Annotated in this window: 1 protein-coding gene; it reads right to left on the reverse strand. The window is 69.9% G+C overall.

The features are described from left to right. Window positions 1-475 precede the first annotated feature (475 nt). The gene (locus VF584_00850; GenBank protein HEX8208702.1) at window positions 476-1,606 is read right to left on the reverse strand and encodes an IS110 family transposase; all 1,131 of its coding nucleotides are present in this window, start codon (window positions 1,604-1,606) and stop codon (window positions 476-478) included. Between the last annotated feature and the right edge of the window lie 294 nt (window positions 1,607-1,900).

The raw sequence follows: 1,900 nt of genomic DNA on the forward strand, positions 1-1,900 counted from the left end.
GTGGCTGAAGGCGATGCCACGGAGGAGGAACATCTCGGCCAAATCTCGCAGGGTCGGCCGGTAGAGCAGCCGCCACAGCACTGCGAGCGCGGCGACGTCGGCGGCATACCGCGCCCGGTTCAGCAGGCCGGCGCTGCGCTCGTTGAACTGCTCTGATGTCCGCTTTCAAGGGCCTTGGGCGCAGTTTTCCATCCCCCGCCCAGCGTGGGTGATAGTCGATGTAGTCGTGCAAGGCAGGGGACGGGACCGCTGGACGCAGGTTGACCTTCTCTGATGCGCGGGTTGGATACCGCCGTTCCGTCATCCGTCCGGGGCTGGTCCCTGTCTTGCGACGGGCATCGGCACGAGGCCGGCCTCCAAGCAGTTCGTCGGGAGTTCCCCACCGTGGCCCCGCCCCCAGCCTTGCACAAAAGCAGCTGTCCCGGTTGGCGCTCCCTCCTTTGCCCAGCCCGTTCAGTGCATCAGCGCGCCGGTGCTACGCCTCCGACGCTCCCTGCGCGCCGGGATCGATGTGGCGCGCAATGGCCCAGAGGAATGCGGCGATCTCGCGTGCGATCGCGGCGACTACGACGGTGACGCGCTTGCCCCGTGCGGCGAGGCGCCGATACCGGGCGCACAGGCGTACCTGCGCCTTCCAAGCGATGTCGCGGATCCGCTCCGGAAGGTGGCGCTGCCGGGATTGGTGCTTGTCGCCGATGCCGGCGGAGTGGCGGTAGGTCCACGCGGCCTCGATCAGGGCCCTGCGCGCGCGGATGTTGCCCGTCTTGGTGAGCGCGCCTTGGTGCTTCGTTTCCCCCGTCGAGCGCTCGGACGGCACCAGTCCGAGAAAGGCCATCAGCTGCCGCGGATGGTCGAAGCGGCGTATGTCCCCCGCTTCGGCGACGAGCGTCGTCGCGGTGAGGAAGCCCACCCCGCGCATGGCCTGGAACGCCGCGACCACGGGCGCCATCGTCCATGCCGGCACCACCTCGAGCAGGGCGGCTTCCAGCCTCCCGATCCGCTCCACCGCGGCCCGCACGGCATTGAGCAGTTCCTGGAATGCCAGCCGTTGGGCCGGATGGGCGAAGGCTTGCCGGTCCAGCCAGCGCAGGTGCAGGCCTTTCCAAGTCGGGCTGCCCTCGTAACTGCGCCCGTGCCGCAGCAGGAAGGAAGAGACGTGCTGGCGCTTGCGGCGGTAGTCCTCGATCGCCATCGCCCGGGTGCGCACCAGGTCCCGTACCGCCTCGTGCGTCTCGTCCGGCACCCAGACCGTCGTCAGCTCGCCGGCCCGCAGCAGCCGCGCCAGCGAGGTCGCATCCCGCCGGTTGGTCTTGACCCGGTCGCCCGGCCGGCGCGGGATCAGCGAGGGCGCGACGACACCGCAGTCCTGCCCGAGCGCTCGGATCTGCCGATACAACCCGTATCCCGTCGGGCCGGCTTCGTAGCAGTAGTGCACCACCCCGTAGCGCTCGGCCAGCCGGCGCACCAGCTTGGCCACCGCGTCGGGCGTATTGTCGAACTCGCCCAGGTAGCGAACCTCGCCGTTCCGCTCGCCCTCTGCCACCGCGACCGCGTTCCGCGCCTTGGCGGTGTCGATCCCGACGAATGCTTCCCCTTGCCTCTTCATGGCTCGTCCTCCGTGCGTTGAGCACGGGTCCGGCCACGCCGGGGAGCCCTGCTCAACCCGGCACAGGTGGGGCGAACCGCCTCAACACAGCGGACATGCGGTCTTGCCGCAATCCCGGCAACGGAACCTACGATAACCCTGGGCGGTGCGCTCCGGCCGCTCCGTCACCGCCGCGGAGCCGCAGCACACGCACTCCATCCCAGGCCCCCAACCCCGTTGGTCCCGGAGCCTACCAGCGGTGCACCGGCTGCCAAGCAGGCCAGCTGGCGCGACCCCTGACAGAACCCCCAGGAC

The organism is Longimicrobium sp., assembly GCA_036389135.1.
In the GTDB taxonomy this organism is placed as follows: domain Bacteria; phylum Gemmatimonadota; class Gemmatimonadetes; order Longimicrobiales; family Longimicrobiaceae; genus Longimicrobium.